Below are 26,447 nucleotides of genomic sequence, written 5' to 3' on the forward strand. Positions count from 1 at the left end.
GGGCGGAGGCGGAGGCGGAGGAGGAGTCGGCCTTTGCGACCCGCCGCCTCCGCAGGCGTCCAGCGCGAGCGCCAGCGCGGGCAGGATAAGAATATCCGCACGCGATGGGTTTTCCCGACGCCGACGTATCGCCCCTTCAAGGCGATCCTGCAAGAGTTGAATTACGGTTCCTGACTTAGACATGAGCCTGCCTCCTTACCGAGCAAGTTCAATTGGTTGAAATGTGGTCGAGCCCTCCCGGGCGGAATGACGCAATAGTATAACTCCGTGACCTGTCAAGCAAGCCATCGGGCGAATTATAGGGCACACACCTTTCCGATGTATAGACGAATCTATGAGTGAATCGACATTTCCCCGGAACGGGGCCCCAAAATCGATCACACCGGTTTGCCGCTTCACCCGACTAACCGGCCGTGGCCTAGTGAGTGTTGCATCTTCCCCCCCGATCACCGTAATCCCATAAGGAATTCCAGGATCATTTGGTCTCGTTGGCACGATTCTACACGAAAGAACGCGCGCAAGTCATTCATTTTTTCAAAAGTTTCAGCCTGCCCGGAATCGCAGCACGTCGCCGTCGCGGACTTCGTAATCGCGCCCCTTCAGGTCGGGACGGGGCTGCGGGGTGCTCGCGAAAGCCTGCCAGTGGGTGACTTCGGCGCGCACGAAACGCTGCTGGAAATCGGTGTGTACGCGGCCTGCGGCGTAGTGGGCGGTGGCGCCGTCGGGGATCAGCCAGGCGCGGGCTTCGGAGGGGCCCGCGGTGAAGAAGGTATTGAGGTTCAGCAGGGTGCTCAGCGCCTGCATGAAGCGCTGGAGGGTTTCGTGCGGGAGGCCGAGTCCCTTGCGCAGGTCCTGCTGCTCTTCCCGCGGCATTGCGGCGAGCTCGGACTCGAGCTGAGCGGTGACGCGAACGGCGGGTTTGCCGTGTTTTGCGGCGAATTGCTCGGCGAGGTCGGCCGGGCCGCCTGTTGCGAGGTGTTCTTCGGCGACATTGAGGGCGTAGAGCGTGGGCATTGCGGTTAGTAGTGGGAGGACGGGACGTCCTCCCTCCCAGGTTCCCTCTGCCAAGTGTTCGTGGAGGGATTCGAGTTCCTCGACGCGCTTTTTCAGGTCGGGGTGGCCGGACTTGGCGCGGCGGCGGGCGGAATCCAGGGCGCGCTCGACCGTGGCCAGGTCCGCGAGCATCAGTTCGGTGTTCACGATTTCGGCGTCATCGACTGGATCGACGGCGCCCGACACGTGCGTTACGCGCCCGGATTCGAAGCAGCGCAGCACGTGCACCGCGGCGTCGGCCTCGCGCACCTGGGCCAGAAAGCGGTTGCCCAGCCCCTCACCGCGCGACGCGCCCTTCACCAGGCCGGCCACGTCAACGAGTTCCAGCGTGGCATGGACCTTTTGCTGCATGCCGGCGGCTTGCGCCACGGCGTCCAGCCGCGGATCGGGGATGGGGACGCGCGCGACGTTCGGATCGATCGTGCAGAAGGGCCGGTTCTCGGTGGGAACTTCGGCGGCGGCCAGGGCGTTGAAGAGCGTGGACTTGCCGACGTTGGGCAAGCCGATGATCGCGGCTTTCACTGAGGGGGTTCAGTGTGGAGTTGGGTCATGGCGGCCTGCATTCCTTTTATATATAGGGTGTCGAAGGCCTGCAGCGCGTCCTGCATGGCTTCTTCGATGGCCTTGCTCTCGGCGGCCGTGGGTTTCGACAGTACATAAGGAGTAACGCGGTCCTTGTCGCCGGGGTGCCCTACTCCCAGGCGCAGGCGGTTGAAGTCGGGGCCGCAGTGGCGGATCACGTCGCGCAGGCCGTTGTGGCCGCCGTGGCCGCCGCCGGTCTTGAGCCGCGCCGTGCCGGGCGGCAGGTCGAGGTCGTCGTGAACGACCAGCGCGGCCGACGGCGCCAGCTTGAAGTAGTCGAGGACGCCGCGCACGACCTGGCCGCTGGAGTTCATCCAGGCCAGCGGCTTGATCAGCATCACGCGCGCGCCTTCGATGTCGACGCGGGCCGCGGCGGCCTGCGCGCGTCTGTCTCCAGAGAAAGCCGGCGCCTTGTAGCGCTCGGCGAGCAGGTCGATGAATCGAAAGCCGGCGTTGTGCCGGTCGTGAGCGTGATCGGGGCCCGGATTGCCCAGGCCGAAGACCAGTTCGGGCGGGGCTTCAGCCCTCTCCAGAGGATTCCTCTTCGGCCGCCGCCTCTTCGCCCTCGGCGGCCTCGGCCTCGGCCTCTTCGTCGAGCAGCTCTTCGTCTTCCTCCACTTCGTCCACCTCGGCGACGCGGCGCAGGGCGATGGAAACCACCGGGTGGTCGGTGTCGCCGTGAACGCGCTCGTTCACCGAAACGCCTTCCGGAATGTCGAGGTCGGACAGGTGCAGCATTGCATCGAGCTCCACCTCGGACAGGTCCACCTCGATCTGCTCGGGCAGGTCCTTGGGCAGGCAGATGATGTGCAGCTCGTTCAGCAGGTGGGAAACGCTGCCGCCCATCTTCACGCCCGGCGACACCTCGGCGTTGAGCAGGCTGATGGGCACGGCCATGCGGATGGTCTCCTCGTCGCGCACCCGCTGCAGGTCGATATGCAGCACCGCGTTGCGGGACGGATGGCGCTGCACGTCCTTGACGATGGCCGGCTGCGACTTGTCGCCGACGCGGATGTTCAGCACCCGCGAGCGGAAAGTGGGGTCCTCGAGCCGCCGGTTCAGGATCTCGGAAGAGAACGACAGCATGCGCGCTGGGCGCCCGGCGCCGTACAGCACCGCCGGCGCTTTTCCTTCACGGCGGGCGCGGCGCGCGGAACGCTTGCCGCTGCCTTCGCGGAGCTCGCCTTCGAGATCGATCATCGTGGCCATGGCGCGCGGGATTTTACTTCATTGGGTGCCTGGGAGGGAGGACGTCCCGTCCTCCGTGAAGGCGAGACGCCTTCGCCCCCAGGAGCACCGTCCTAAGGGGTGGAGGCGGCGGCGGTTGTGGGGTGGCGCTTGCGCAGCGCCTGCACGGCGCGAGTCACGGTGCTGGCCGGGCGGGTGCGGCCGGCCAGCATGGCGTAAACGCACGGCACTATGTACAAGGTAAGCACCACCGACACCAGCACGCCGCCCAGCACCACCACGCCCAGCGTCCGCCGGGCGGCGGAACCGGGGCCGTCGCTGACGATCAGCGGGATGGTGCCGCCCACCGTGCACATGCTGGTCATCAGCACCGGGCGCAGCCGGGTGGTGGCGCCTTCCAGCACCGCCTTGACCACCGGCAAGCCGCGATCGCGGAGCTGATTGGAGAACTCCACGATCAGGATGCCGTTCTTGGCCGCCAGGCCGATCAGCATGATGCAGCCGGTGAGGCTGAACACGTTCAGCGTGCCTCCCACGACATTCAGGCCCAGCATCCCGCCGGTCAGCGCCAGTGGCACGGTGAGCAGGATGATGAAGGGGTGGATGAAGCTCTCGAACTGCGCCGCCAGCACCAGGAAGCAGATGACCAGCGCGAGCAGGAAACTGAAGTAGATCTGGCCGCCTGATTCCACGTACTCGCGCGACTCGCCGTCGTAATCGATGCTCAGGGATTCGTCCTGCACTTCCTCGGCGATGACCGTGTTCATGTAGTCCAGCGCCTCGCCCAGCGAGTAGCCGGGTTCGATGTTGGCGGACAGCTTGATGGAACGCTGGCGGTTGAAGCGCTGGAACTGGCGCGGACCGGAACTTTCCTCCAGCCGCACCAGGCTGGCCAGGGGCACCAGGTCGCCGGACACCGAGCGCACGTAGATGTTGTTGAGGTCCTGCGGCGTGACCCGGTCCTCCTCGGAGGCCTGCAGCACCACGTTGTATTCCTCGCCGCGGTCGATGAAGGTGGTGACGCGGCGCGAACCCAGCATCGTCTGCAACGTCTCGCCCACCTCGCGCAGCGACACGCCGAGGTCGGTGGCGCGGGCCCGGTCCACGCCCACCTTGATCTGCGGTTGGGCTTCGTAGTAGTCCGAAGTCATGCCCAGGATGCGCGGGTTCTCGCGCACCCGGTCCAGCACCCGGTCGCGCCATTGGGCGATCGTCTCGTATTCGTTGCCGCGCAGCACCACCTGCAGCTCGCGGCCGCCGCCCATGTTCAGGCTGGGCGGCAGGAAAACCATGGCGCGCACGCCCGGCATTTCGGACAGCGGGCCGCGCATCTGCCCGGCGATCTCCATCGCGGTAAAGCGGCGCTCGTCGTGCGACTCCAGCGGCATGTACATGAAGGCGGCGGTGATGTCGCTGCCGGCGCCCCAGCCTCCGGTGCGGATGATGGTGCGGCGCGCCTCGCCGGCTTCCACCTGGCGTATCGCGATGTCCTCGATCTGCGAGATCTGATCGTCCATGTAGTCGAAGCTGGCGCCTTCGGGGCCCTGCACCATCACGATCATCATGCCTCGGTCTTCCAGGGGCGCGTATTCCTGGGGCAACTGTTCGAACAGGAAATAGCCGCCCGCCGACACGCCCGCCACCAGCACCAGCGCCATCCACGGCGCGCGCAGGGCGCGGGTCATGCCGGAGCGGTAGGCGCCGGCCAGCGCGCGGAAGGCCTGTCCGCGCTTGCGGCCGCGTTCGGACGAGGTGACCTGAGCCTGGGATCGCATCATCCGCGAACACATCATGGGCACCAGGGTGAGCGCCACCAGCGAGGAAAAGACCACCGCCGACGCCAATGCGATGCCGAACTCGCCGAACAGCACGCCGATGCGCCCGGGCGCAAGGGCCACCGGCAGGAACACCGACACCAGAACCACCGTCGTGGCGATCACGGCGAAGCCGATCTGGCGGCTGCCGTCGATGGCCGCCAGCAGCGGCGGGCTGCCCTGCTCGCGGTGGCGCACGATGTTCTCCAGCACCACGATGGCGTCGTCCACCACCAGGCCGATGGCCAGCACGGCGGCCAGCAGCGTGAGCGTGTTGATCGTGTAGCCCAGCACCGCCATGACCATCGCCGCGGCGATGATGGACACTGGGATGGTGAGTCCGGGAATCAGTGTGGCGCGCCAGGAGTTGAGGAACAGCAGCATCACCACCAGCACCACGCCCAGGGCGATCGCCAGCGCCCGGATCACTTCGGCCATGGACTTGCCCACGAACTCGGAGAAATCCACGTTCACGTCCAGGTTGATGTCGTCGGGGAGCGACGACTGCAGGCGGTCCACCTGTTCGATCACGGCCTGGTTGACGGCCACGATATTGGCCTGTGCCTGCGGAACGATCCCCAGGCTCACGCCCGCCTGCTTGTTGGAGCGGGCGATGGAACGGGTGTCCTCCGGCTCCAGGCGCACGTCCGCCACTTCGTTGAGGTGCACGAAGCGGCCCGATGCGCCGCGGCCGATCACCAGCGCGCCGAAGTCCTCGGGCGTGTCCAGGCGGGTCACCGCGCGCAGCGTGAATTCGCGGTCCACCGACTCGATGCGGCCGGCGGGCAGTTCCACGTTCTCGCGCCGCAACGTGTTCTCCACGTCCTGCACGGTGAGGCCGCGCGCCGCCAGTGCGTCGCGGTCCAGCCACACGCGCATGGCGGGGCGGCGGCCGCCGTTCATGCGGACCGAAGCCACGCCGTCCACCACGCCGAGACGGTCCACGATATTGCGCTCGGCGTAGTCGGTCATTTCCATCACAGAGCGGGTGTCGCTGGACACGTCCACGTACATCGTGGCGTCCATCATGTTGTCCTGCTTGGTGATCTGCGGCGGGTCGGCTTCTTCCGGCAGCATGCGCAGCACCCGCGAGACGCGCTCGCGCACGTCGTTGGCGGCGCCGTCGATATCGCGGTCGAGGTCGAATTCCATCGTGATGGTGGAGCGCTCGTCCTGGCTGCGCGAGGTCATCTTCACCATGCCCTCCAGGCCGGCCACCTCGTCTTCCAGCACCTGGGTGATGCGCCGCTCGATCACGTCGCCGGACGCGCCGGTGTAGCGCGTGTCGACGGAAACCACCGGCGGCTGCACGTCGGGGAATTCGCGTACCGAAAGCGTGCTGCCCGCCAGGAGGCCGAGGATCAGCAGCACCAGGCTGATCACGGCGGCCAGCACCGGGCGGCGCACGGAAATATCGGAAATCAGCATGGACCGGCTACCTGCGCGTCATTGCCGCGGGCCGGCGGGTGTGCGCGCGCCGGCGGCGCTGCCTCCCGTGGGCGGTCCGGTCGGGGCGCCGGCCATGCGCACCGGAAGTCCGTCGCGTATCCGCTGCACGCCCTGCGTGACGATCTGTTCGCCGGGCTGAAGGCCGCCCAGGATCTCCACCTGGCCCGGCCGGCGCGAACCCAGCGACACCTGGCGCTCCTCGGCGCGGCCCTCGTCCACCACATAGACGAACTGCCGGCCCTGGCGCGGCACCAGCGCCGCCTCGGGCGCCAGCACCACGTTCTCGCGGCGCCGGGAAATGTCAACCTGCAGGAACATGCCGGGTTTGAGCGCCCCGTCTTCATTGGGCATCAGCGCCACGACCGCCAGCGAGCGGGTCATGGGGTCCACGCGGCTGTCCACGCTGGTTACCGTGCCGGTGAAGGCGCGGTCCGGCCAGGCCGCTGCGGTTGCCTCGATTGCGAGGTCCTCCCGCATGACGGACAGGTACTCCTCGGGCACCGAAAACTCGATCTTCATGACGGCGGTGTCGTCGAGCGTGGTGATGACGGTGTTGGGCTGCACCAGGCCGCCGATGCTGATCCTTCTCAAGCCCACTTCGCCGGAAAACGGCGCGCGGATGATGGTGTCCTCCAGGCGGGCGCGGGCGGAGTTCACCTGCGCCTCGGCCACCTGGAGCTGCGCCTGGATCTCTTCCAGTTCCACTTCGGACACCACCTGGCTGGCGGCCAGCGTTTCCAGGCGGCCGTAGCGGCTGCGCCGCTCGCGCAGGTTGGCCTCGGCCAGGTCGAGGTCGGCGCGGATCTCGCGGCTGTCGAGTTCCACCAGCACCTGGCCTTCGTCCACGCTCTGGCCTTCCTCGAAATGGATGACGGACACCACGCTGGATACGCGCGGCGTTACGTCGATGGCTTCGTTGGCGCGGGCGGTGGCCAGCGCGGTGTAGTTGTCGGTGATGTCGCCCAGCAGGACGGCTTCGGTGACCACGGGCGGCGGGCCGCCGCCGAAACGCGCCATGTTGTTGGCCTCTTCTCCCCCGCAGCCCGCAAGCAGCATGGCCAGCGCCGCGAGGACACCGGTGGCGGCGTTTGTTCGCAGAGCGTGTTGGGAGCGGGAAAGGGACATGGTGCGAGGAAACAATTCGGGTTGTCCGCCAAAGCGGATTTGACCCCCCCATTGTAGCGCCCCGCCGAAACCGGACGCCTTTTCCCCAATGGACCAGGGCGTCCTGCCCTTGTCCCTCCGTCCTGGAATCTTACTATACGATAAACCTCCTGGGGCGCACCGGAGGACAGACCATGGTCACACTGTTTCGAAACCTTTGCGGTGGTCTCATGCTGGGGCTTTTCATCCTGGCCGGCGGCGACGCCATGGCGCGCACCGTCAAGGGCGTCAAGGTCACCGACCGGATCTACATGGCCACCGACATGAGCCGCACCTTCCTGGTCGTCACCCCCGAAGGGAACGTGGTCATCGACACGACCACGCGCGATTCCGCCCCGCGCCACTACGAGGTGTTGCGCGGGATGAGTTCGGCGCCGGTGAAGTACATCCTTCTCACGCACGCGCACGAGGACCATGTGGGCGGCGTGCACCTGTGGCGGGAAGAAGGCACCGAGGTCATCGCGCAGCGGCGATTCGTGGAATACATGCACTATCGCGAACGGCTCGCGGGTTTCTTCCAGTACCGGAACGAGGCCCAGTTCCTCGCTCCGCCGAGGGACGTGAAGTCGAAGGGCAATTTCGCCGCGGAGATTCCCACCACCGTCCTGTTCGACGACAAGTACGAGTTCGAGTTCGGCGGACTGACGTTCAGGATGATGCACACGCCGGGAGAAACCTGGGACCACTCGACCGTGTGGATCCCGGAGTTGAAGGCAGCGTTCATCGGCGACAACTACTACAGCAGTTTTCCGAACATCGCCGCGCTTCGGGGCGCCCCGCCGCGGTTCGCGCTGGACTACGTCAGTTCCATCGACGTCGTGCTCGCGCTGGACCCGGAACTGGTGCTGGTGGCGCACGCGCCGCCGCTGGTGGGCACCGAAGAGATCCAGTCGAAGCTGGGCGATTACCGCGACGCGATCGAGTACGTCCACGACGCGACCGTGCGCGGGCTCAACGACGGCAAGGACGTCTTTACCGTGATGAACGAGGTGAAGCTGCCGGAGCGGTTCGAGATCGACGAATCGTATGGCGGCGTGGCCTGGAGCGTGCGCGGTATCTACCACGGCTACGCGGGCTGGTTCGACGGCGAACCGGCCACGCTGCTGTCGGAATCGCCGGACGTGAAGATCCGTGAGCTGGTGGACATGGCCGGCGGCGTGGACGCGGTCGTGAAGCGCGCCGAGGAGCTGGAGGACGAAGGCGACCTGGTGCTGAGCCTGAACATGGCCAACGCGGCGCTGGCCGTGGACCCGAACCACCCGGGCGCCCTGGCCGTGCGCGTTTCGCTGCTGACCGAGCTGGGCCGCAACGAGAAGAACTTCAACGCCCGAAGCTGGATGGGCTACCACCGCCGCCAGGCCGCCAGACGCCTCGCCGCCCAGGAGTAGCCTGCGCCTGGGAGCGAGGGCATGCCCCTCGCCGCGTGTCCCTGTCCGGCTTTAGCCGAAGAGGGCGTTGTACATGATGATCAGGATGGCGGCGGGGGCCACGACCCGCAGCAGCCACAGCCAGACGGTGAATAGCGCGCCGGTTTGCCAGCCCAGTTCGCCGAGCAGGAGCGCCTGGTTCATGCGCCAGCCGGCGAACAGCGCCATCAGCGCGCCGCCCAGCGGCATCATGATCGTGGCCGTGAGGTAGTCGATCAGTTCGAAGGGGTTTTTGCCCGCGATCACGTTCCATTCCGCGCCTTCACCGAACGACAGGACCGTCAGCCAGCCAAGGCCCCACAGCGTGGCGCCCACCGAGAGGGTGGCCGCCCAGCGGCCGAGCTGCAGGCGCTCCTGTATCAGCGTCACCGCGGCTTCCATCAGCGCGATGGCCGACGTCAACGCCGCGAACCCCAGCAGCAGGAAGAATATCGAGCCGAAGACGGTCCCGCCGGGCATTCCGCCGAAGGCGATGGGCAGCGTCAGGAACACCAGCGAGGGGCCGGAGCCGGGCTCCAGCCCGTTGGCGAACACCAGCGGGAAGATCGCGATGCCGGCCAGCACCGCAACACCGGTGTCGGCGATGGTGATCCCCACGCAGGTCTGCGGAAGCGAGACCTCGCGCGGCGCGAACGCCCCGTACATCATCATCAGCCCCATGGCCACGCCGATCGAGAAGAAGGCATGGCTGATGGCCTCCAGCGCGGAAGCGGCCGTGAGTTGCCCGAAGCGGAAATCGAACATGAAGTTGAGGCCGGCGGCGGCGTCCCCTTCGATCAGCGCATAGGCGATCACGGCCAGCAGGAGGAGGAAAAGCAACGGCATCAGGAGCCGCACCGCCGCCTCGATGCCGTGGCGTACGTTTCGGCCCACGATCAGGCAGCTCGCAACCATGAACAGCGTGTGCCAGGCGCCCAGGCGGAGCGGGTTGTCGTTGAGCCCGGCGTTCAGCGCTTCCGCGGATTCCCGGGTCAGCCCCTTGAACGCGCCGCGCGCCGCCAGGAACAGGTAGTCGACGGTGCTCCCGGCGATCACGCTGTAGAAGCTCATGATCAGGTAGCCGGTCAAAAGGCCCATGCCGCCCACCAGCCCCCAGGCGGCCCAGCGGCCGCTCTCGGTGGACACCGCGGCCATGGCGGTAAAGGGACTGGCGCGCCCGTGGCGGCCGATCGCAACCTCCACCGAAAGGATGGGCACTGCCACCAGGAAGGCGGCCACCAGATAGACGAACACGAAGGCGCCGCCGCCGTTCTCCCCCATGATGTAAGGGAAACGCCAGATATTCCCGAGCCCGATGGCGCCGCCGACGGAGGCGAGCAGAAAAGTGCGCCCCGAACTCCAGCGCCGGGCGGAAGTGTTCTCTGGCATGGCCTACCTGCTCCTTCTGAAAGCTGCGCGCATCATGCCACACGGCCCGCCGACGCAGCCTAAACCCAGTTGGCCACTCGCAGTCCGTCGATTCGTTGAAATTCCCGCTGGTTGTTGGTGATCAGCGTAAGCCCTTCACTGCGGGCATGGGCGGCAATGTGCAGATCGTTTACGCCGATCGGTTTGCCCTGTCGTTCCAGGTCGGCACGAATGTCTCCATAGTGAGCCGCGGCCTTGACACCGTAATCCAGTGTTTGCAGGCGTGAGACGAAGTCTTCAACACGCTCGAGATTGCGCCCGGGCTGCTGACTCTTACGTACTCCGTGCAAGAGTTCCGCGAAAGTAATGCTGCTGATACACATATGCCCGGCGTGCCGATTGAATATGTCTAGAAGATCGGCGGGCCTGCGCTTGATGACATAGATTGCGATGTTGGTGTCCAACATGAAGTTGAGCATGAGGGCCTCCTTTCCCATCGCGAGATCCTAAAGTGGCTCTCGGTCCGGCTGCTGCTGGTCGGGACGATCTGCCATGAAATCTTCGCTAGCGTCTGAGCCTTCCAGAAAGAAACTGTCCCACGCGTGGCCGGCAGGCGAAAGAATACGCTCCGTTCCCTTCACGCGCACATGGACTCTCTTTACGTTGGCGGGGAAGCGCGTTTCGGCAGGCAAACGGACGGCCTGGGTGCGGTTGTTCTCAAATACGGACCCAATGGGCACAGTGTTTCTCCGCTGCTAGATACAGCATATATATAGCACAAATGAGTTGTGCTGGGAAGTCATGCGCAGCACAACCTGTCCGGCTGCGAACGTGCGGTTTTATTGTGCACGATCAGGGCAAATAAAAGTAGTGTAAAAGCTTGATTCCATTGGTGATTCATGCTATAGTTCAGGCTCATCAACGGATTGATACGGAGCCTCGAAATGGACTTTCACTTCACCTCCTCCCACGCCCCTGTTCGCGACGCCGAACCTCTCCCGGCAGGCGCTGTTTACCCTTCTCCGGACGCCGATGTGCGAATGGCCGAGCGGCAGCGCGAAGATGCCGAGCTCAATGCTCTGGAGGCCGAGATCACCCAGGTGTGGGGCCACATCAACGCGGCCACCGCGCATTTCCTGACCCTCGTTGCGGAATTCGACCGCCGGGAGGGTTGGGCCCAGCACGGCATGGCGAGTTGCGCCCAGTGGCTTGGCTGGCAATGCGGCATCGGCCGGGTGGCGGCGACCGAGAAGGTGCGTACGGCCCGCGCCCTGGAATCGCTGCCGAAGATCTCGAAAGCGTTCGGCGAAGGCCGTCTGTCGTATTCGAAGGTGCGCGCGCTCACGCGGGTGGCGACGGTCGAGACGGAAGAGATCTTGCTGCACATTGCCCTGAACGGAACGGCGGCGCATGTGGAGCGCACGGTGCGGGGATTCCGGAGAGTGAAGCGTTATCTCGAGCGTGACGAGGCCGAGGCGATGCACGAGCGGCGCTACCTGTCCTGGCGTCAGGACGCCGACGGCAGCGTACGGATCGAGGCCCGTTTGACGCCCGAGGCGGGCGAGATGTTGCGCAAGGCGCTGGAAGCGGCCCACGCGCAACTCGAGGAGCGGAGCGCAGACGCGGAGAGCGCCGGGACAGCGGATGCGGCAAAGGATGCTGGGATGAGCGAGGCGGAGGCGGATGCAGCGTCCACAAGTGTTTCCGCGGAAACATCCGCGCAGCCACGAACGCGGCCCGCGCTGCCGCCATGCTGGGATGCGGCGCCCGAAAATGTTTCCGCGGAAACACTTCCCCGCAGCGCCGGTCAACGGCGCGCGGACGCGCTGGAGCATATCGTCCAGCGGTTTCTGGCCGGGGGCGGTTCACGTTCCACCGCAGGCGCGCATGAAGTTGTGGTGCACATCGCCCACGACGCCTTGTGTGACGTTCCGGAGAGCAGCGGTGCCGAATTCGAGAACGGCCGTCCCGTGGCGGTGGAGACGGCTAGGCGGTTGGGCTGCGACGGCGCCCTGGTCGGCGTGGTGGAAGGTGCGAAGGGCGAGCCGCTCGCGATCGGGCGAAGGACGCGCGCCGTGCCTCCGGCGATCCGGCGCGCGTTGCGCGTTCGCGACGGGGGCTGTCGCTTTCCGGGGTGCGACCGTTCGCGCTATGTGCAGGCCCACCACATCAAGCATTGGGCCGATGGGGGAGAGACAAGCCTGGGCAACCTGGTGACCTTGTGTTCGTTTCATCACCGGCTGGTGCATGAAGGGGGTTATGGCGTTCATGTGGACGAGGGCGAGATCAAGTTCACGCGCCCGGACGGTGGAGTGATCCCACCAGCGGGGAAGGTGCAAAGGGGGTGTTTCCGCGGAAACATCTGCGCAGAGTCCGGAAACACTTGTGCAAAGCCCGGAAACGCCTGCACAGCTCCCGGAAATGCCTGCGCAGCCGGCGGCGCGGAGCAGCTTGAGGCGTTCAATACGGCGCGCGGGCATACCATCGACGCCGGAACCGCCCGTTGCCGCTGGCGCGGCGAGCGCATGAACTACGACATCGCCATCGAAGCGCTGTGCCGCGAGGCAGGCTACGGATAACGGGCTAGAAAAAACAAGCTTTCAGAGCGGTCCTCTATCCGGCTGTCGCTGGGCGGCGCGGGTCGCCAGCAAGATGGCTCTCCGTTGCCAGGCGGCCAGGGGGTTATTCGGGGCTTGCGTCTTCTACCAGGCGGACTACGGCCATGGGGGCGGCGTCGCCGGGGCGGTGGCCTTTTTTGAGGATGCTCAGGTAGCCGCCGGGGCGTTCCTTGAAGCGCGGACCGAGTTCGTCGAACAGCTTGCCCACGGCCTTCTTGTTGCGCAGGCGGTTGAAGGCGAGGCGCCGGCGGGCCACGCCGTCTTCGCCGGCCAGCGTGATCAGGGGTTCCACCACGCGCCTCAGCTCCTTGGCCTTGGGCACGGTGGTGGTGATGCTCTCGTGCTCGATCAGCGAGGCCGCCATGTTGCGGAACATGGCGCGCCGGTGGTCGCTGGTGCGGCCCAGGATGCGGCCGGATTTGCGATGACGCATGACTACGCCGCGGTCTTGAGGCCCGCCGGCGGCCACTCGGGCAGCTCGGAGCCCAGCTCCAGGCCGCGCTCGCCGAGCTTCTCCTGGATTTCCGTCAGCGAGCGCTTGCCGAGATTCGGCGTGCGCAGCAATTCTGCGTCGGTCTTCTGCACCAGGTCGCCCACGAAGTGGATGTTTTCGGCCTTCAGGCAGTTCACCGAGCGGGCGTTGAGCTGCAGGTCCTCAATCGGCGACATGTAGAGCTGGCGCAGTTGCGGGTCGATGCCCATCAGGCCGACGTTCTCGCTCGGCGCCAGGTCCACGAACACGGTGAGCTGGTCGCGCAGGATTTCGCCGGCGCGGCGCACGGCGTCGCCCGGATCGATGGCGCCGTTGGTCTCCAGCTCCACGATCAGGCGGTCGAGGTCGGTGCGGCGTTCCACGCGGGCGGACTCGACGTCGTAACTGACGCGGCGGACCGGGCTGAACGAAGCGTCGAGTTGCAGCCGGCCCATCGTGACGCTGCCCTCGGTGATATCGGCCATGCGCGTGGCCGGGCGGTAGCCGCGGCCGGTGGCCACGGTCAGACGCATGCTCAGCTCCACGCCGGAAGTCAGCGTGGCGATGTGCTGGTCCGGGTTGACCACCTCGACGTCATGGTCGGTGGCGATGTCGCCGGCCGTCACCTGGCCCGGCCCCTTCTTCACCAGCATCAGCTCGGCGCTGGCGCGCGCGTGCATGCGCACGGCCACGTCCTTGAGGTTCAGCAGGATCTCCACCACGTCTTCCTTGACCCCCTCGATGGAGCTGTATTCATGCAGCACCTCGTTCTGGATCTCGGCCTCGATGATGGCGGCGCCCGGCATGCTCGACAGCAGCAGGCGGCGCAGCGCGTTGCCCAGCGTGTGGCCGAAGCCGCGTTCCAGCGGTTCGATCGTGATGCGGGCGCGGTTCGGGTGGCCGCGCTCCTCCACGCGAACGATGCGGGGTTTCAGGAAGGTATGTACTGATTGGTCCATGGCGCTTGCACTCCTGCTACTTGGAATAAAGCTCTACAACCAGGCTTTCGTTAATGTCGGGCAGAATCTCCTCGCGCTCCGGCAGGCTCTTGACCGTGCCGGACAGCGCTTTCTGGTCCACCTCCAGCCACTCGGGGAAGCCGAGCTGGCGGGCGATCTCCAGGGCGTTCTGGATCCTGAGCTGCTCCTTGGCGCGCGGATGCACGGCAACGACGTCGCCCGCCTTGACCTGGTAGGACGGGATGTTGACCGCGCGGCCGTTGACCTGGATTCCGCGGTGCGTGACGAGCTGCCGGGCCTCGGGCCGGGTGGCGCCGAATCCCAGGCGATAGACGATGTTGTCCAGGCGGCCTTCCAGCAGCCTCAGCAGGTTGTCGCCGGTGGAGCCCTTCTGGCGCGCCGCGCGCTTGTAGTAGTTGCGGAACTGCCGCTCGAGCACGCCGTACATGCGCCTCAGCTTCTGCTTCTCGCGAAGCTGCAGGCCGTAATCGGACATGCGCCCGGGGCGCTGGGTGCTGCGCGCGCCGGGCACGCGGTCGTGGCGGCACTTGTCCTCGAGCGAGCGCACCCGGCTCTTGAGCAGCAGGTCGGTGCCCTCGCGCCGCGAGAGCTTGCATACGGGTCCGGTGTAACGGGCCATGCCTTGAGCCTCCCTATACGCGGCGCCGCTTGGGCGCGCGGCAGCCGTTGTGCGGGATCGGGGTGACATCCTCGATGTGGGTGATGCGGAAACCGGCGGCGTTGAGCGCCCGGACCGCGGACTCGCGCCCGGGGCCGGGGCCGCGCACCCTGACCTGCAGGTTGGCCATGCCCATTTCGCGGGCCCGGTTGGCGGCGCGTTCGGCCGCTACCTGGGCGGCGAACGGCGTGGACTTGCGCGAACCGCGGAAGCCCGAGCCGCCGGAAGTGGCCCAGGACAGCGCGTTGCCCTGCGGGTCGGTGATCGTGATGATGGTGTTGTTGAACGACGCGTGGATGTGCGCGATGCCGTCCACGACATGGCGCCGGGTCGCCTTCTTGCGGGGTTTGGGTTTTGCCATCTCGATAACCCCTTATTTGCGGATGGGCCGGCGCGGACCCTTGCGGGTGCGCGCATTCGTGCGGCTGCGCTGGCCGCGCACCGGCAGCCCGCGCCGGTGGCGCAGTCCGCGGTAGCAGCCGAGATCCATAAGCCGCTTGACGTTCATCGAGTTCTCGCGCCGCAGGTCGCCTTCGAGCTGGTAGCGGGCCACGCTGGAGCGGATGCGCTCGATCGCGGGCTCGTCCAGATCCTTGACCTGCACGTCGGGCTGGACGTTCGAGAGCTGGCAGATCTCCAGGGCTCGGGCGGGCCCGATGCCGAAGATGTGCGTGAGCGCCACCCGCACGTGCTTGTAGACGGGCACATTGATGCCGGCTATGCGCGCCATGCTCAGCCCTGCCTTTGCTTGTGCCGCGGGTCCGTGCACAGGACCCGGAGCACACCCTTGCGCCGCACGATCTTGCAGTTGCGGCAGATCTTCTTTACCGATGCGCGTACTTTCATGCTTGCATCTCCTTCAAGCCGTCAACCAGCGCTCAGCGCAGGCCCCTGCGGCCGTACGAGCCGAGGTTGGCTTTCTTCATCAGGCCCTCGTACTGGTGCGACATCATGTGCGCCTGCAGCTGGGCCAGGAAATCCATCGTGACCACCACCATGATCAGCAGCGAGGTGCCGCCGAAATAGAACGGCACCTGCCACTGCATGATCAGCAACTCGGGCATCAGGCAAACGCCGGTGATGTAGATGCCGCCCCACAGCGTGATCCGGGTCAGCACCCGGTCGATGTAATTGGCGGTCTGCTGGCCTGGGCGGATGCCGGGAATGAAGGCGCCCGAGCGCTGCAGATTTTCGGCGGTGTCGCGTGCGTTGAACACCAGCGCGGTGTAGAAGAACGCGAAGAACATGATCAGCGCGCCGTACATCATCACGTAGATGGGCTGGCCCGGCGCCAGCCGCGCACCCAGCGTCTGCAGCCAGCTGAAGCCCTCGGCCTGTCCGAACCAGGAGGCCAGCGTGGCCGGGAACAGGATGATGCTGCTCGCGAAAATCGGCGGGATCACGCCCGACATGTTCAGCTTGAACGGCAGGTGGCTGGACTGGCCGGCATACATGCGCCGGCCCTGCATGCGCTTGGCGTAGTTGACCGGGATGCGCCGCTGCGCGCGCTCCACGAACACCACGAAGGCGATGACCGCCAGGATCAGCAGCATCAGGATCAGCGCGAAGGCGCCGTTCAACTCGCCGGTGCTGACCAGTTGCAGGGTGCCGCCGAAGGCCGACGGCAGCCCGGCCAGGATGCTGGCCAGGATGATTATGGAAATGCCGTTGCCGATGCCGCGCTCGGTGATCTGCTCGCCCAGCCACATCAGGAACACGGTGCCGGTGGTGAGCGTGATGGCCGCAGTCATCACGAAGCCGGGGCCAGGGTTGATGACCACGCCCTGGCCCTGCAGCGCCACCGACATGGCCATCGACTGGAAGGCGGCCAGGATCACGGTGAAATAGCGGGTGTACTTGACGATCTGGCGGCGGCCGGACTCGCCTTCCTTGCGGAGCTGGGCGAGCGTGGGCACGACCACGCCGGCAAGCTGCATGATGATCGACGCGGAAATGTAGGGCATGATGCCGAGCGCGAAGATCGACATCCGCTCCAGCGCGCCGCCGGAGAACATGTTCATCATGCTCAGGATCGTGCCTTCCTGCTGCTGGAAGAACTGGGCGAGCGCGTTCGGGTCGATGCCGGGCAGCGGGATGAAGGCGCCGATGCGGTACACGATCAGCGCGCCGACCAGGAACAGCAGGCGTTTGCGCAGGTCGCCGAAACGCGTGGCCTCGCCCAGCGCCGCGGCGGGGTTGAACGTGCCGGCCTGTCCGCGCCGCGCCATCAGTCTTTCTTCGAGGGCGATACGCCCTCGCTCCCGGGACCCTCGATGGAACCGCCGGCGGCTTCTATGACCTTGCGGGCGCCGGCCGTCGCGGCGATGCCCACCAGCTTCACCGGCTTTTTGACCTCCCCGCTCAGGAACACCTTCGCGGAGCGCGCGTCGAAGCGCGCCAGGCCGCGGTCCTTGAGCAGCGCCAAGTCAACGGTCTTCTCGCCCAGGCCGGCGATCTCGCTGGTGCGCACGCGGGCCGTGTAGCGCGCGGTGCGCGAAGCGAAGCCCACCTTGGGCAGGCGCCGCTGCAGCGGCATCTGGCCGCCCTCGAATCCGCGCATGACGCCGGATCCCGAGCGCGAGCCCTGGCCCTTGTGGCCGCGGCCGCAGGTCTTGCCGCCACCGGCGGATGCGCCGCGCCCAACGCGCTTGCGGTGCTTGCGCCCGCCGGGTTGCCTGAGCGAGTTGAGCATCAGCCGAGCTCCTCGATGTCGAGCATGTACGCGACCTTGCGCGCCATGCCCAGGTTCTCGGGCGTGGCCGGCACGGTCACGGTCTGGCGTATGCGCCTCAGGCCCAGGCCGCGCACGCAGGCCTGGTGCTTGCGCAGGCGCCCGTGCAGGCTGCGCCTTAGCGTGATCCGGATCTGCTTGTCGGACTTGGCCATTACGCGACGATCTCCTTGACGGACTTGCCGCGGGTCCGGGCGACCTGGCCCGGAGAGCGGGCCTCGTGCAGCGCCCGCACAGTGGCGCGCACCACGTTGATGGGGTTGCGCGAACCGTACGACTTGGCCAGCACGTTGCGCACGCCGCAACACTCGAATACGGCGCGCATGGCGCCGCCGGCGATGATGCCGGTGCCTTCGGCGGCCGGCTGCATGTACACCTTCGTGGCGCCGTGGCGCCCGGTCATCGCGTAGTGCAGCGTGCCGCGCTTCAGCTTCACGGACTTCATCTCGACGCGCGCCTGGGCCAGCGACTTCTGGATCGCCAGCGGCACTTCGCGGGCCTTGCTGTGGCCGAAGCCGACCTGTCCGGCGCCGTCGCCGACCACGGTCAGCGCGGTGAAGCCGAACTGCCGGCCGCCCTTGACCACCTTGGCCACGCGGTTGACGTGCACCAGCTTTTCGAGCAGGTCTTCGCGGGATTCGTTGTCGTTCGCCATAACTCGCGTGTCTCGCTAAAACTTGAGCCCGGCCTCGCGCGCGGCGTCGGCCAGGGCCTTGATCCGTCCGTGATAACGGAAGCCGGAGCGGTCGAAGGCGACGGTCTTGACGCCGGCCTCGGCGGCCTTCTGGGCAAGCTGCTTGCCCACGGCCTTGGCCGCTTCGACATTGCCGGTGTTCTTCACTTCCCCGCGCAGCTTCAGCGTCGAAGCCGACGCCAGCACCTTGCCGCCGCCGGGCCCGATGAGCTGGGCGTAAATGTGCCGGGGCGTGCGGTGCACGCTGAGCCTCGGCGCTCCCAGCCGCGCGATCCGCGCGCGCGTCTTGCGTGCGCGCCGGGCGCGGGCGGTCCTCTTGTCGATGGCCATGACGCTACACCCCGCCTACTTCTTCTTGGCTTCCTTGAGCCGCAGTTGCTCGCCCCGGTAGCGCACACCCTTGCCCTTGTAGGGTTCCGGCGGACGCAGGGCGCGGATTTCGGCGGCCGTCTGGCCGACGAGCTGGCGGTTGATCGATTCGAGCACGATTTCGGTCTGCGAGGGCGTCTTCACCGACACCTTGTCCGCCACCTTGTATTCGATCGGGTGCGAGAAGCCCAGTTGCAGGGCCAGCGTGCTGCCTCTGGCCTCGGCGCGGTAGCCGGTGCCGACGAGCTGCAAGCGGCGCTCGAAGCCCTGGCTTACGCCGGTGAACAGGTTGCGCACCAGGGCGCAGGTGGTGCCGGTCATGCTGCGCGCCAGGCGCGAACCGGAACGCGGCGCCACGACCACCGCGCCGTCGTCGAGCTTCATCTCGATCTCGCTGTGCACGGTCATCGAGTCCTCGCCCCTGGAACCCTTCGCGGTGAGCGTGCCGTTGGCCAGGCTGGCGGTGACGCCGTCGGGGACGGGAATCGGTCGTTTGGCCAGACGGGACATGACGGCAATCCTTCGTTCGCGTGCCGGTCAGCTCACGACGCAGAGCACTTCGCCGCCCTGCCCGGCCGCGCGCGACTCACGGTCGCTCATCACGCCCTTGGATGTGGAAATCACGGCCACGCCCAGGCCGCCCATGACGCGCGGCAGCTCGTCCGCGCCGCGATAGATCCTCAAGCCCGGCCGCGAGGCGCGCTCGAGCCGGCGGATGACGGGCTCGCCCAGCTCGTACTTGAGCTCGATGCGCAGCGTGCGTTCGGGCCCGGGCTCGCCGGTGGTCTCGTAGCCCTCGATATAGCCCTCCGACTGCAGCACCCGCGCGATGGCCTCCTTGATCTTCGAGCCGGGCATGGACACGTTGTCGTGCAGCGCCGCCTGCGCGTTGCGGATGCGCGTCAGCATGTCGGAGATGGGGTCCTGCATACTCATGCGAACACTCCTACCAGGAGGCCTTGCTCACGCCGGGGATGTTGCCGAACATCGTTTCCTCGCGCAGCTTGTTGCGGCTCAGGCCGAACTTCTTGAAATAGCCGCGCGGCCGGCCGGTAATCGCGCAACGGTTGCGCAGCCGCACCGGGCTGGAGTCGCGCGGCAGTCGCTGCAACGCCTGAAGCGCGTCGGCCAGGTCGTCCGGGCTCGTGGAGCGGTCGGCGATGATGCGCTTGAGCTCGGCCCGGCGCTCGCGGTAGCGCTCCACCATGCGCCGGCGCTTCTTCTCGCGTTCCACCATGCTCTTCTTGGCCATGCGCTTACCTCTTGAAAGGAAACTTGAACTCGTCGAGCAGCGCGCGGCCCTGTTCGTCGTTCACCGCCGTCGTGGTGATGGCGATGTCGAGGCCGCGGATGACGTCGATGTTGTCGTAGTTGATTTCGGGGAAGATGATCTGCTCGGTCACGCCGATGCTGTAGTTGCCGCGGCCGTCGAAGGACCTGGGGTTCAGCCCCCGGAAGTCCCGGATCCGCGGGATGGCCACGTTCACCAGGCGCTCGACGAAGTCGTACATCCGCGAGCGGCGCAGCGTGACCTTGCAGCCCAGCGGGTAGCCTTCGCGCACCTTGAACGCGGCGACCGAACGGCGCGCGTAGGTAATCACGGCGCGCTGCCCGGCGATCAGGGTCAGGTCCTCGGCGGCCTTCTTCACCGCGCCGCGATCCGACGTCCCCTCGCCCACGCCCATGTTGAGCGTGATCTTGGCGAGCCTGGGCACCTGCATGGCATTGCTCAGGTTCAGCCGCTCCATCAGGCGCGGCGCCATCTCGGTGCGGTAGGTCTGTTCGAGCGCGCTCATACGGTGTCGATGACCTCGCCGTCGCTCTTGAAGTAACGCACGCGCTGACCGTCGGCCAGCGTCTTGATGCCGATTCGCCCGCCCTTCTCGTTAGTGGAGTTATAAAGCGCCACGTTGGAGACGTGCAGCGGACGCTCTTCCTCGACGATGCCGCCGGGCTGGTTCTGCTGCGGGTTGGGCTTGCGGTGCTTGCGCACCAGGTTCACGTTCTCGACCAGTACGCGGTCCTCGCCGACCAGGCGCGTGACGACGCCCCGCGCGCCGCGGTTGCGGCCCGTGGTCACGATCACTTCGTCGCCTGTCTTCAAGCGCTTCATGACGCTACAGCACCTCCGGGGCGAGGGAGACGATCTTCATGAACTGGGCGGAGCGCAACTCGCGGGTCACGGGGCCGAAGATGCGCGTGCCCACCGGTTCCAGGCGCGGATTCAGCAGCACCGCGGCGTTGCCGTCGAAACGGATCAGCGATCCGTCGGGGCGCCGCACGCCGCTGCGGGTGCGCACCACCACGGCGTGATACAGCTCGCCCTTGCGCACGCGCCCGCGCGGCACCGAGTCCTTCACGGTCACGCGGATCACGTCGCCGATACGCGCATAGCGCCGGCGCGATCCGCCCAGCACCTTGATGCACTGCAACTTTCTCGCGCCGGAGTTGTCGGCCGCGCTCAATACGGTTTGGGCTTGAATCATGACCGCGGATCCTCACTCAGTCGCTGCTCCCGTCCGCGCGCCGAAGCACGCGCACCAGCCTCCAGGACTTGCGGCGCGACACGGGGCGTCCCTCGGCGATAGCGATCAGGTCGCCTTCGCGCGAAGTGTTGTCCTCGTCGTGGATCAGCATGCGCGTGGTGCGCCGCACGTATTTGCCGTACATGGGGTGCTTTACCAGGCGCTCCACCGCCACCCGCCGGGTCTTGTCCGACCCGCCGGGAAGGACCCGCGCCGTACGCTCCGAGGCGCTCATGACGCGGCCTCGCGCATGACGGTCTTCACCCGGGCGATGTCACGGCGCAGCTCGCGGTGGCGATGCACGCGCGCCTCCTGCCCCGTGGCCTGGCTCAGGCGCATCTGCAACTGCTCGCGTCGCAGTTCGACCAGCCGTTGCCGGAGCCCGGCGGCGTCCAGTTCCCTGATTTCGGAAGCCTTCATTGCAGTTGCCTGTGTACGAACGCGGTATTGACCGGCAGCTTCGACGAAGCCAGCCGGAAGGCCTCGCGCGCCAGCGGCTCGGGCACGCCCTCGATTTCGTAGAGCATGCGGCCGGGCTGGACCAGCGAGACCCAGTATTCGACGTTGCCCTTGCCCTTGCCCTGGCGCACTTCCAGCGGCTTCTGGGTGATGGGCTTGTCCGGGAAGATGCGAATCCAGACCTTTCCGCCACGGCGCACGTGGCGGGTCAGCGCGCGCCGCGCCGCCTCGATCTGGCGGGCGGTGATGCGGCCGCGCGAGGTGGCCTTGAGGCCGAACTCGCCGAAGGCCACGAAATTGCCGCGCTGGGCAAGGCCGCGGTTGCGGCCCTTGTGCATCTTGCGGTACTTGGTGCGCTTGGGCTGCATCATGACGGCGTTACCGGTGTGGCAGGCGTCTCGGGGGCTGCAGCGGTGGCGGGCGTGGCTGCGGGCGTCGCCGGAGTTGCGGGGGTCGCCGGGGTTGCAGGAGTTGCGGGTGTCGCGGGGGTCGCGGGGGTCGCCGGGGTTGCAGGAGTCGCCGGCCTGGGCTCGGCGCCGGTCGGCGTGTCGGCGGCGCCCGGCGTATCGGTGGGCGAGGACTTCTCGCCGCGGTAGATCCACACCTTCACGCCCACCACGCCGTAGGTGGTGAAGGCTTCCGCCAGGCCGTAGTCGATGTCGGCGCGGAACGTGTGCAGCGGCACGCGGCCCTCGCGGTACCACTCCGAGCGGGCGATTTCGGCGCCGTTCAGCCGCCCGGACACCTTGACCTTGATGCCCTGGGCCCCGAGCCGCATCGTGGTGCTGACCGCGCGTCGCATGGCGCGGCGGAACATCACGCGCCGCTCGAGCTGCGAGGCGATGTTCTCGGCCACCAGCCGGGCGTACAGCTCGGGCTTCTTGATTTCCTTGATGTTCACCCGCACCTGGTGCAGCTGGGTGTCGATCAGCTTCGCGAGGTCGCGCCTCAGCCTCTCGATGTCCTCGCCCTTCTTGCCGATGACGGTGCCGGGACGGGCCGTGTGGATCTGGATCTGGGTGCTCTCGCGGTGGCGCTCGATGTCGATATGGCTGACCGCGGCGTCCTTGAGGCGCTTGCGCAGCATCTCGCGGATGCGGTAGTCGGACTCGACCAGCGCCGGGAAACTCTTCGAATCGGCGTACCAGGTGGACGACCACGGCCGGGAGATGCCGAGCCGGATGCCGATGGGATTGACTTTCTGGCCCATGACTAGCTCTCGTCCTCCTCGTTGTCCCACCCGGACCCGCGCTGATCGGAAACGGTCAGGCTGATGTGGGTCTGGGGCTTGAGGATGCGCGCGCCGCGGCCGCGGGCCCGGGCCCGGTAGCGGCGGTAGGGCTTGGCCTCGTCCACCAGGACCTTGCTGACATACAGTTCGTCGATGTCGGCGCCGAAATTGGTCTGCGCGTTGGCGATGGCCGAGTTGAGCACCTTGCCCATGAGCTGCGCCGCCCGCCGGGGCGTGAACGCCAGGGCGTTGGCGGCTTCCTCGACGTGGCGGCCGCGGATCATGTCGGCGGCCAGCCGCGTCTTGCGGGTGGAGATGCGGGCGTAGCGCAGGCGGGCGGAAACTTCCATCGTCATTCTCCGGGGGCTTGGGGCCTGTCAGCCCTAATCCTTGGCCTTCCGGTCGCCGGAGTGGGCGCGGAAAATGCGTGTGGGCGCGAACTCGCCGAGCTTGTGGCCCACCATGTTCTCGGAAATCAGGATCGGGATGTGGTCCCGCCCGTTGTGCACGGCGATGGTGAGCCCCACCATGTCGGGCACGATCATCGAACGGCGCGACCAGGTCCTGATCGGGCGCGGGCTGCGGTTGGCCGCGGCCACCTGCACCTTCTTCATCAGGTGCAGATCCACGAACGGGCCCTTGCGAAGCGACCGGGGCATCACTTGCCCTTCCTGCGGCGCACGATCATGCGCTCGACGCCCTTGCGGCGGCGGGTGCGATAGCCCTTGGTGGGCACGCCCCAGGGACTGACCGGATGGCGCCCGCCCGATGAGCGGCCCTCGCCGCCGCCGTGCGGATGGTCCACCGGGTTCATGGCCACGCCGCGCACCGTGGGCCGGATGCCGCGCCAGCGCTTGACGCCGGCCTTGCCGTCCTTGCGCAGGCCGTGCTGGTCGTTGCCCACCTCGCCGATGGTGGCGCGGCAGGTGACCGGCACCTTGCGCATTTCGCCGGAGCGCATCCGCAGCGTGGCGTGCGGGCCCTCGCGGGCCAGGAGCTGCGCGGAAGCGCCGGCGGCGCGGGCCAGCTGGCCGCCCTTGCCGGGCTTCATCTCGATGTTGTGAATCTGCGTGCCCAGCGGAATCCGGCTGAGCGGCAGGCAGTTGCCCGTGCGGATCGGCGCCTCCATGCCGGACATGAGCTGCTGGCCGGCCTTGACGCCGTTCGGCGCCAGGATGTAGCGCCGCTCGCCGTCGGCATAAACCAGCAGCGCCAGGTGGGCGCTGCGGTTGGGGTCGTACTCCAGCCGCTCAACCCGCGCGGCGATGCCGTCCTTGTCGCGGCGGAAATCGACAATGCGGTAATGGCGCTTGTGCCCGCCGCCGCGGTGCCGGGTGGTGATGCGCCCGGCGTTGTTGCGTCCGCCGCGGCCCGGCAGCGGCTTGGTGAGCGGCCGGTAGGGCGCGCCCTTGTGCAGCTCGGGCGTGACCACGCGCACCGCGAAGCGCTGTCCGGGCGACGTGGGATTGAGTGGTTTCAGCGCCATGCTACTGCCCCGTTCCGCTAACGAAGTCGAGGTCCTGTCCCGCCGCCAGGGTCACGTAGGCCTTCTTCCAGTTCGGGCGGCGGCCCATCGTGAGGCCGCGCCGCTTGACCTTGCCCTTGTAGTTGATGACCGTGACCGAGTCCACTTCCACGTCGAAGAGTTCCTTCACGGCCCGGGCGATCTCCGGCTTGGTGGCGTCGACGGCCACCCTGAAGGCGAGCTGCTTGCGCCCTTCGCTCTCGGCCAGGTTGAGGGCCTTCTCCGAGAGGTGCGGCGCCCGGATCGTGTTGAGCAGGCGCTCGGAAAGGTTCTCGGCGCTCATTGCAGGCGCTCCTTGAGTTCCTTGAAGGCGCCTTCGGTGATCAGGATGGGGGCGGAGCCCGCCAGCGCCACGGGATTGATCTCGCGCAGATCGATGATGTCCACGCCGGGAAGGTTGCGGATGCCCAGGCAGAACTCGCGGTAATCGTCGTACGACTCGACCACGATCAGGCCGCCGTCGAACTCAAGCTCCTGAAGCAGCGCGAGCGCCGTCCTCGTGCGATGGTCGGAGGGCTGGATCTCGCGGGCCACGGTCAGGCGCTTGCTGCGGGCCACTTCGGCGAGCAGGCAGCGCATCGCGCCGCGGTACATCTTGCGGTTGATCTTCTTTGCGTGCGAACGCGGGGCTGCGGCGAAGGTGCGGCCGCCGCCGCGCCACAGCGGGCTGGAGCGGGTGCCGGCGCGAGCCCGTCCGGTGCCCTTCTGCCGCCACGGCTTGGCGCCGCCGCCGCGCACCGCGGAGCGGTTCTTCTGCGCCTTGGTGCCGCTGCGTGCGCCCGCCAGCCAGGCCACGACGGCCTGGTGGACCAGCGACTCGTTGAACGGCACGTCGTCGGAGAAAGGCTTGTAGACCTTTCTGGTCGGCTTTGCCTTCTTTGGCTTCGCAACGGCTGGTTTCTTTTCCTGCCGGTCGGTTTTTTCTGCCGTTGCGTTCATGGTCTATGCCTGTTGGGTCTTTTGGGCCGGCATTTTCACGGCGGGACGTACCAGTACGCGGCCCATCGTGTGGCCCGGAATGGCGCCCTTGATCATGATGAGGTTTCTCTCCTCGTCGACCCGCACCACTTCGAGGTTCTGGACCGTTCGGCGCACGTTGCCCATGTGGCCGGACATCTTCTTGCCCTTGAACACGCGTCCGGGCGTCTGGTTCTGGCCGATGGAGCCGGGCACGCGGTGGGCCTTGGAATTGCCGTGGGTGGCGTCCTGGCCGCGGAAGTGGTGGCGCTTGATGGTGCCCGCATAGCCCTTGCCGATGGTGGTGCCGGTCACGTCCACATGCTGGCCCGGTGCGAACTGGCTCACGGTGATTTCCGCGCCGGGCTGATAGTCCTCGAGCTGGGCGGGGTCGTCGAGGCGATGCTCGAACAGGCCCTCGCCGGGAGCGTGATCGGCGTACTGGCCGGCAAGCGCCTTGCCCGGCGCCTTGCGCGCCTCGCCCACGGTGACCTGCACGGCGGCGTAGCCGTCTTTGGCGGGCGTGCGCTGGCGGGTTATGCGATTCGGGCGCGCTTCGATCACGGTGATGGGCACACTGGCCCCTTCCTCCGTGAACAGGCGCGTCATTCCTCGCTTTTGGCCGATCAAACCGATGCTCATGGCAGTCTCGTGGGCGTGTAAAACCGCCCTTACTGACCCTCTTCTTCCGGGGGACGCATGAACCCGTCCATGGGGCTCGGTTCCGCCATCCATGGCTCACATGCCCCCAGAAGAAGAGGGTCAGTAAGGGCTACCGGGCAAAGACTAACAATGTTAGCAATCATGGGGGGCTAGTTCAAGCGGATTTGGGCGTCTACGCCGGCGGGGAGTTCGAGCTTCATGAGCGCATCGACGGTCTTGTCGCTGGGCTCGATGATGTCCAGCAGGCGCTTGTGCGTTCTGAGCTCGTACTGGTCGCGGGCGTCCTTGTTCACGTGCGGCGAAATCAGCACGGTGAAGCGCTCCTTGCGGGTGGGCAGCGGCACCGGGCCGTGCACCCTGGCGCCGGTGCGGCGCGCGGTTTCGACGATCTCGCGGGCCGACGAATCGATCAGCCTGTGATCGAAGGCCTTGAGACGGATTCGGATGTTTTGCGGTTCAGCCATATTTATCTACTCCACTACGCTCGATACGACGCCGGCGCCGACGGTTCGGCCGCCTTCGCGGATCGCGAAGCGCAGAC

The 26,447-nt window shown here is 66.9% G+C and carries 40 protein-coding genes; 2 read left to right on the forward strand and 38 right to left on the reverse strand.

Translation table 11 applies throughout. The annotated features are described in order from the left end of the window. From F4036_11535 to F4036_11560, 6 genes are all read right to left on the reverse strand, one after another. Positions 1 to 183: hypothetical protein (locus F4036_11535; protein ID MYK38370.1), on the reverse strand; the 183-nt coding region annotated here is incomplete at its 3' end. Positions 184 to 543: 360 nt separating this feature from the next. Continuing rightward, positions 544 to 1,575 (reverse strand): redox-regulated ATPase YchF, encoded by a 1,032-nt coding sequence (ychF, locus tag F4036_11540; GenBank protein MYK38371.1) that lies wholly within the window; start codon positions 1,573 to 1,575, stop codon positions 544 to 546. Beyond that, on the reverse strand, positions 1,572 to 2,168 hold the full coding sequence (locus tag F4036_11545) for an aminoacyl-tRNA hydrolase (GenBank protein MYK38372.1): 597 nt from the start codon (positions 2,166 to 2,168) through the stop codon (positions 1,572 to 1,574). Before F4036_11545 ends, ychF begins: the two co-directional genes overlap by 4 nt. Further along, positions 2,155 to 2,844, reverse strand: coding sequence for a 50S ribosomal protein L25/general stress protein Ctc (locus tag F4036_11550; GenBank protein ID MYK38373.1), 690 nt, complete (start codon positions 2,842 to 2,844; stop codon positions 2,155 to 2,157). The genes F4036_11545 and F4036_11550 overlap by 14 nt, the downstream gene beginning before the upstream one ends. A gap of 92 nt (positions 2,845 to 2,936) precedes the next feature. Then, positions 2,937 to 6,065: an efflux RND transporter permease subunit gene (locus tag F4036_11555; protein ID MYK38374.1), complete on the reverse strand. Its 3,129-nt coding sequence runs from the start codon at positions 6,063 to 6,065 to the stop codon at positions 2,937 to 2,939. 18 nt (positions 6,066 to 6,083) lie between these two features. Beyond that, positions 6,084 to 7,211 (reverse strand): efflux RND transporter periplasmic adaptor subunit, encoded by a 1,128-nt coding sequence (locus F4036_11560; GenBank protein ID MYK38375.1) that lies wholly within the window; start codon positions 7,209 to 7,211, stop codon positions 6,084 to 6,086. A 173-nt stretch (positions 7,212 to 7,384) separates the two neighbouring features. Here F4036_11560 and F4036_11565 point away from each other — a divergent pair, with 173 nt between their 5' ends. After that, positions 7,385 to 8,638, forward strand: a complete 1,254-nt coding sequence (locus F4036_11565) for an MBL fold metallo-hydrolase (protein ID MYK38376.1) — start codon at positions 7,385 to 7,387, stop codon at positions 8,636 to 8,638. 51 nt (positions 8,639 to 8,689) lie between these two features. Here F4036_11565 and F4036_11570 read toward each other — a convergent pair whose 3' ends face one another. From F4036_11570 to F4036_11580, 3 genes are read right to left on the reverse strand one after another with little or no spacing between them, the layout of a single operon-like run. Further along, positions 8,690 to 10,045: a sodium-dependent transporter gene (locus F4036_11570; protein MYK38377.1), complete on the reverse strand. Its 1,356-nt coding sequence runs from the start codon at positions 10,043 to 10,045 to the stop codon at positions 8,690 to 8,692. Positions 10,046 to 10,104: 59 nt separating this feature from the next. Then, the gene (locus tag F4036_11575) at positions 10,105 to 10,503 is read right to left on the reverse strand and encodes a type II toxin-antitoxin system VapC family toxin (protein ID MYK38378.1); all 399 of its coding nucleotides are present in this window, start codon (positions 10,501 to 10,503) and stop codon (positions 10,105 to 10,107) included. A 27-nt stretch (positions 10,504 to 10,530) separates the two neighbouring features. Continuing rightward, positions 10,531 to 10,764: an antitoxin gene (locus tag F4036_11580; protein MYK38379.1), complete on the reverse strand. Its 234-nt coding sequence runs from the start codon at positions 10,762 to 10,764 to the stop codon at positions 10,531 to 10,533. A gap of 204 nt (positions 10,765 to 10,968) precedes the next feature. On the opposite strand from F4036_11580, the gene F4036_11585 reads away from it, so the two are divergent. Next, positions 10,969 to 12,603 carry a DUF222 domain-containing protein gene (locus F4036_11585; GenBank protein ID MYK38380.1) on the forward strand — a complete coding sequence of 545 codons (1,635 nt, stop codon included), beginning with the start codon at positions 10,969 to 10,971 and terminating at the stop codon, positions 12,601 to 12,603. Between the two features lie 103 nt (positions 12,604 to 12,706). Here F4036_11585 and F4036_11590 read toward each other — a convergent pair whose 3' ends face one another. The 29 genes from F4036_11590 to F4036_11730 form a co-directional block, all read right to left on the reverse strand. Then, positions 12,707 to 13,075, reverse strand: a complete 369-nt coding sequence (locus F4036_11590; protein MYK38381.1) for a 50S ribosomal protein L17 — start codon at positions 13,073 to 13,075, stop codon at positions 12,707 to 12,709. Positions 13,076 to 13,077: 2 nt separating this feature from the next. After that, positions 13,078 to 14,073: a DNA-directed RNA polymerase subunit alpha gene (gene rpoA, locus F4036_11595; protein ID MYK38382.1), complete on the reverse strand. Its 996-nt coding sequence runs from the start codon at positions 14,071 to 14,073 to the stop codon at positions 13,078 to 13,080. A 16-nt stretch (positions 14,074 to 14,089) separates the two neighbouring features. Then, positions 14,090 to 14,713, reverse strand: a complete 624-nt coding sequence (gene rpsD / locus F4036_11600) for a 30S ribosomal protein S4 (protein MYK38383.1) — start codon at positions 14,711 to 14,713, stop codon at positions 14,090 to 14,092. 13 nt (positions 14,714 to 14,726) lie between these two features. Then, complete coding sequence (rpsK, locus tag F4036_11605) at positions 14,727 to 15,113, reverse strand: 30S ribosomal protein S11 (GenBank protein MYK38384.1); 387 nt, start codon at positions 15,111 to 15,113, stop codon at positions 14,727 to 14,729. 12 nt (positions 15,114 to 15,125) lie between these two features. Continuing rightward, the gene (rpsM, locus tag F4036_11610; protein ID MYK38385.1) at positions 15,126 to 15,482 is read right to left on the reverse strand and encodes a 30S ribosomal protein S13; all 357 of its coding nucleotides are present in this window, start codon (positions 15,480 to 15,482) and stop codon (positions 15,126 to 15,128) included. A gap of 2 nt (positions 15,483 to 15,484) precedes the next feature. Next, complete coding sequence (gene rpmJ, locus F4036_11615; GenBank protein MYK38386.1) at positions 15,485 to 15,598, reverse strand: 50S ribosomal protein L36; 114 nt, start codon at positions 15,596 to 15,598, stop codon at positions 15,485 to 15,487. Positions 15,599 to 15,630: 32 nt separating this feature from the next. After that, positions 15,631 to 16,980: a preprotein translocase subunit SecY gene (secY, locus tag F4036_11620; protein MYK38387.1), complete on the reverse strand. Its 1,350-nt coding sequence runs from the start codon at positions 16,978 to 16,980 to the stop codon at positions 15,631 to 15,633. Beyond that, positions 16,980 to 17,447 carry a 50S ribosomal protein L15 gene (gene rplO / locus F4036_11625; GenBank protein ID MYK38388.1) on the reverse strand — a complete coding sequence of 156 codons (468 nt, stop codon included), beginning with the start codon at positions 17,445 to 17,447 and terminating at the stop codon, positions 16,980 to 16,982. Before rplO ends, secY begins: the two co-directional genes overlap by 1 nt. Then, entirely contained in the window at positions 17,444 to 17,638 is a 195-nt protein-coding gene (gene rpmD, locus F4036_11630; GenBank protein ID MYK38389.1) for a 50S ribosomal protein L30, read from the reverse strand. The genes rplO and rpmD overlap by 4 nt, the downstream gene beginning before the upstream one ends. After that, positions 17,638 to 18,138, reverse strand: a complete 501-nt coding sequence (locus F4036_11635) for a 30S ribosomal protein S5 (GenBank protein ID MYK38390.1) — start codon at positions 18,136 to 18,138, stop codon at positions 17,638 to 17,640. The genes rpmD and F4036_11635 overlap by 1 nt, the downstream gene beginning before the upstream one ends. Before the next feature lie 15 nt (positions 18,139 to 18,153). Then, positions 18,154 to 18,501, reverse strand: a complete 348-nt coding sequence (locus tag F4036_11640; protein ID MYK38391.1) for a 50S ribosomal protein L18 — start codon at positions 18,499 to 18,501, stop codon at positions 18,154 to 18,156. 21 nt (positions 18,502 to 18,522) lie between these two features. Beyond that, positions 18,523 to 19,056: a 50S ribosomal protein L6 gene (gene rplF, locus F4036_11645; protein ID MYK38392.1), complete on the reverse strand. Its 534-nt coding sequence runs from the start codon at positions 19,054 to 19,056 to the stop codon at positions 18,523 to 18,525. A 27-nt stretch (positions 19,057 to 19,083) separates the two neighbouring features. Further along, complete coding sequence (gene rpsH, locus F4036_11650; protein MYK38393.1) at positions 19,084 to 19,482, reverse strand: 30S ribosomal protein S8; 399 nt, start codon at positions 19,480 to 19,482, stop codon at positions 19,084 to 19,086. 10 nt (positions 19,483 to 19,492) lie between these two features. Further along, positions 19,493 to 19,798, reverse strand: a complete 306-nt coding sequence (rpsN, locus tag F4036_11655; GenBank protein MYK38394.1) for a 30S ribosomal protein S14 — start codon at positions 19,796 to 19,798, stop codon at positions 19,493 to 19,495. Between the two features lie 4 nt (positions 19,799 to 19,802). Further along, on the reverse strand, positions 19,803 to 20,342 hold the full coding sequence (rplE, locus tag F4036_11660; GenBank protein MYK38395.1) for a 50S ribosomal protein L5: 540 nt from the start codon (positions 20,340 to 20,342) through the stop codon (positions 19,803 to 19,805). Continuing rightward, the gene (rplX, locus tag F4036_11665; protein MYK38396.1) at positions 20,339 to 20,659 is read right to left on the reverse strand and encodes a 50S ribosomal protein L24; all 321 of its coding nucleotides are present in this window, start codon (positions 20,657 to 20,659) and stop codon (positions 20,339 to 20,341) included. The genes rplE and rplX overlap by 4 nt, the downstream gene beginning before the upstream one ends. 4 nt (positions 20,660 to 20,663) lie before the next feature. After that, positions 20,664 to 21,032: a 50S ribosomal protein L14 gene (rplN, locus tag F4036_11670; GenBank protein ID MYK38397.1), complete on the reverse strand. Its 369-nt coding sequence runs from the start codon at positions 21,030 to 21,032 to the stop codon at positions 20,664 to 20,666. A 16-nt stretch (positions 21,033 to 21,048) separates the two neighbouring features. Then, positions 21,049 to 21,306 (reverse strand): 30S ribosomal protein S17, encoded by a 258-nt coding sequence (gene rpsQ, locus F4036_11675; protein ID MYK38398.1) that lies wholly within the window; start codon positions 21,304 to 21,306, stop codon positions 21,049 to 21,051. After that, positions 21,303 to 21,491 carry a 50S ribosomal protein L29 gene (locus F4036_11680; GenBank protein MYK38399.1) on the reverse strand — a complete coding sequence of 63 codons (189 nt, stop codon included), beginning with the start codon at positions 21,489 to 21,491 and terminating at the stop codon, positions 21,303 to 21,305. Before F4036_11680 ends, rpsQ begins: the two co-directional genes overlap by 4 nt. Then, a complete protein-coding gene (gene rplP / locus F4036_11685) occupies positions 21,488 to 21,901 on the reverse strand; it encodes a 50S ribosomal protein L16 (protein ID MYK38400.1) in 414 nt (137 codons plus the stop codon). The genes F4036_11680 and rplP overlap by 4 nt, the downstream gene beginning before the upstream one ends. Continuing rightward, positions 21,898 to 22,740, reverse strand: a complete 843-nt coding sequence (rpsC, locus tag F4036_11690) for a 30S ribosomal protein S3 (protein MYK38401.1) — start codon at positions 22,738 to 22,740, stop codon at positions 21,898 to 21,900. Before rpsC ends, rplP begins: the two co-directional genes overlap by 4 nt. Before the next feature lie 2 nt (positions 22,741 to 22,742). Further along, positions 22,743 to 23,111 carry a 50S ribosomal protein L22 gene (locus F4036_11695; protein ID MYK38402.1) on the reverse strand — a complete coding sequence of 123 codons (369 nt, stop codon included), beginning with the start codon at positions 23,109 to 23,111 and terminating at the stop codon, positions 22,743 to 22,745. Between the two features lie 33 nt (positions 23,112 to 23,144). Then, positions 23,145 to 23,420: a 30S ribosomal protein S19 gene (gene rpsS / locus F4036_11700; GenBank protein MYK38403.1), complete on the reverse strand. Its 276-nt coding sequence runs from the start codon at positions 23,418 to 23,420 to the stop codon at positions 23,145 to 23,147. Next, positions 23,420 to 24,247 carry a 50S ribosomal protein L2 gene (rplB, locus tag F4036_11705; protein ID MYK38404.1) on the reverse strand — a complete coding sequence of 276 codons (828 nt, stop codon included), beginning with the start codon at positions 24,245 to 24,247 and terminating at the stop codon, positions 23,420 to 23,422. The genes rpsS and rplB overlap by 1 nt, the downstream gene beginning before the upstream one ends. A 1-nt stretch (position 24,248) precedes the next feature. Continuing rightward, positions 24,249 to 24,569 carry a 50S ribosomal protein L23 gene (locus tag F4036_11710; protein ID MYK38405.1) on the reverse strand — a complete coding sequence of 107 codons (321 nt, stop codon included), beginning with the start codon at positions 24,567 to 24,569 and terminating at the stop codon, positions 24,249 to 24,251. Beyond that, positions 24,566 to 25,225 carry a 50S ribosomal protein L4 gene (gene rplD, locus F4036_11715; protein MYK38406.1) on the reverse strand — a complete coding sequence of 220 codons (660 nt, stop codon included), beginning with the start codon at positions 25,223 to 25,225 and terminating at the stop codon, positions 24,566 to 24,568. Before rplD ends, F4036_11710 begins: the two co-directional genes overlap by 4 nt. Positions 25,226 to 25,228: 3 nt before the next feature. After that, on the reverse strand, positions 25,229 to 25,885 hold the full coding sequence (gene rplC / locus F4036_11720; GenBank protein ID MYK38407.1) for a 50S ribosomal protein L3: 657 nt from the start codon (positions 25,883 to 25,885) through the stop codon (positions 25,229 to 25,231). A 170-nt stretch (positions 25,886 to 26,055) separates the two neighbouring features. Continuing rightward, a complete protein-coding gene (rpsJ, locus tag F4036_11725; protein ID MYK38408.1) occupies positions 26,056 to 26,370 on the reverse strand; it encodes a 30S ribosomal protein S10 in 315 nt (104 codons plus the stop codon). A 6-nt stretch (positions 26,371 to 26,376) separates the two neighbouring features. Further along, positions 26,377 to 26,447: elongation factor Tu (locus tag F4036_11730; protein ID MYK38409.1), on the reverse strand; the 71-nt coding region annotated here is incomplete at its 5' end.

The organism is Gammaproteobacteria bacterium (genome assembly GCA_009845905.1).
Classification (GTDB): Bacteria; Pseudomonadota; Gammaproteobacteria; order Steroidobacterales; family Foliamicaceae; genus Foliamicus.